This window comes from Actinomadura sp. NPDC048394, from assembly GCF_040651755.1.
GTDB classification, from domain to species: Bacteria; Actinomycetota; Actinomycetes; order Streptosporangiales; family Streptosporangiaceae; genus Spirillospora; species Spirillospora montaniterrae.
Genome location: NZ_JBEZJL010000178.1, coordinates 1 through 2141 on the forward strand (window position 1 = coordinate 1; position 2141 = coordinate 2141).

General features: G+C 68.2%; 2 protein-coding genes. Both read right to left on the reverse strand.

Translation table 11 applies throughout. The features are described 5' to 3' along the window. Positions 1 to 113: 113 nt before the first annotated feature. Positions 114 to 833: a PhzF family phenazine biosynthesis protein gene (locus AB0C78_RS50685; protein WP_360763025.1), complete on the reverse strand. Its 720-nt coding sequence runs from the start codon at positions 831 to 833 to the stop codon at positions 114 to 116. Between the two features lie 81 nt (positions 834 to 914). Continuing rightward, the coding region (locus AB0C78_RS50690; protein ID WP_360763028.1) for a DUF222 domain-containing protein at positions 915 to 2141 on the reverse strand (1227 nt) is incomplete at its 5' end.

Consider the following 2141-nt stretch of genomic DNA (forward strand, 5'->3'; position numbering starts at 1 on the left):
TTTGGAGCCTCTGCGGCCCCTGGGCAGGTGATGGGGGCAGGCTCCGCCTGCCCCGCCCCCGGGTCGCGCCACCCCACCACCCCCTTCCGTAAGGGGTGTCGAGCGGCTCTACATCATCGACCGATGTAAAGCTCATCAAGTGCGGCGCAGACATCCTCCCCAGGCGATTCGACCGCACAACGCCCACCCAATTCCACCCGCACATCGTCCACCGGCCGTGTACGGATGATGGCCCGGTAACGCCCGTGCAGAACCTCAAGGCCACGGCTGAGTTTCAGGGTCAGCAGCATGGACGCGCTGCCGCACGCCTCGTCCTCGCCCTTGCCGATCCGAGGCGCCCACAAACGCGCCCGCACCCGCCCGGCCTCCTGGTCCTCCCAAGCCCACACCTGCGTGAAGTCCTCACCTTCGGGAAGGCCGGTCAGCGCGTCGATCTCGGCGGCGCTACCCATTTGGTAATGCCGCCACGGCTTCGACCAGCGCGCCGGCGCCGTGAGCCACACCGTGCCGTCTTCGTCCCGGCGGCACGACACCGGCCCGGCTTCCGGAACCAGCTCTTTCGGAGCCTTCCCGATCCGGTGCAACGCCTCCACGGTGGCCAGAAGCGGGTGACCACCGAACCGGATCGACTGCCCGTAATTGCTGTGAATGCTGACCCGTCCAGCCGTTGTGTCCTGGACGAATACGGTGGCGGGAACGCCCAGCCGCGTCGCCAGTTCTTGGCGCTGCACGGCAGTGACCGAGTTCCCCTCCGGTTCCACCACGACGAGCGCCGGATTGCCATGCGCCCCCTCAGCGTTGACGAACGCCCGCACGAGCCAACAGTTGATCATGCCGACGACGCTACCCGCCCACCACCCGAGCCCGGACCCGATGTATCCGCTGATGAGGTGATGGTGATGCCGGTGTGATCGTTACGCGGCCCAGTCGAGGGCGCTATCGGGTGGCCCGTTGCCGCCGGGTGGTCCCGTTGCCCCTCGGGCGTCGGGTGGTGGTAGCAGCCGGTAGACGTAGCGCCCGTCTTGATCTTTGGTGATCTGGACCTGGTCGGGGCGGGTGTGTTTGAACCGGTTGTGCCACCCGCAGGTGAGGGCGAGCTGATCAATGTCAGTGGGCGAGTGTCCGAGTGCCCACCCATTGACGTGGTCCACCTCGCACAGCGTGCCGGGAATCTCGCACTCTCGCACTGCACATGAGGGGTAGAGCGTTTCCAGCACCTGCCGTTGGGCTGCGCTGGCGAATCGTTCCCGGTGGCCCAGGTACAGCGGGGTGTTTCCGCGTCCGAGGAGGAGGGGTGAGACTCCGGCGGCGAGGGCGATGCGGCGCGCCTGCGGGGCGGGGATCGGCGTCCCGTCGGTCAGGCGGGCGGGGGCGTTGCCGCCGGTGAGCGTCTCCAGGTCGCAGATCACGGTGACCTTGGTGGCCTTGTGCCCGCCCGCCAGCACGCTCGACAGTGCCGCCGCCGTTCGCTCAGCCACGTCGCGGCGGTCTTCGGGTCCGGCCGGCTTGGCCAGCGGAGCTAGGGTGCCGTCCCAGATCGCGGCGTCCTCGGGGTTCAGCCAGCCTTTGACGTACCGGCCGCCGTCCAAGGAACGTGTCGTGGTGAGCCAGGACTTGGCGTAACCACGCTTTGTGTCCTCATCCGGGGCGTCTTCGGTGCCGTCGCGTTCGGCGATGACATCGCGGATGCGATGGCCGAACGTGGCGACCTTCCCGGCGGAGAAGCCTTGATCGACGAACCCGAGGAGTGTGGCTTCTGCCTCGGCGCAGTCGGTGTCGTCCAGGCGGGCGACCGAGTCAGCCACCGTGGTGGCGTAGCCGAAGGACAGCTCCCCGGCCGCCAGTCGCTTTGCTACTTGGGGCAGGCGGTGCCGCTGCCGGGCGAGGGTGAGGCGTTCTTTGGCGCGGCTTTCGCGCATGCCGAGGCGGGATCGGAGCCAGGCCCGGGTGGAGGGGAATCCCCACCGCTGCTGCTCCCCGGTGGCGTCGACTCGGCCGATGAATCCGGCGAGCGCGCTTTCCTGCATATCTGCTGCGGCCGCGAGCGTTTCGGTGAGTTCGAGGCAGGCGGCGGCTGATTCGGGGGCGTCTCTGGTGGCGAGTTCAGTGGCGATGGCGGAGAGCGCGTTCACCAATTCCAT

What these genes read in the sequence shown, in the direction of transcription:
- AB0C78_RS50685 (WP_360763025.1), bottom strand. Translation starts at nt 833, where the DNA reads ATGATCAACTGTTGGCTCGTGCGGGCGTTCGTCAACGCTGAGGGGGCG.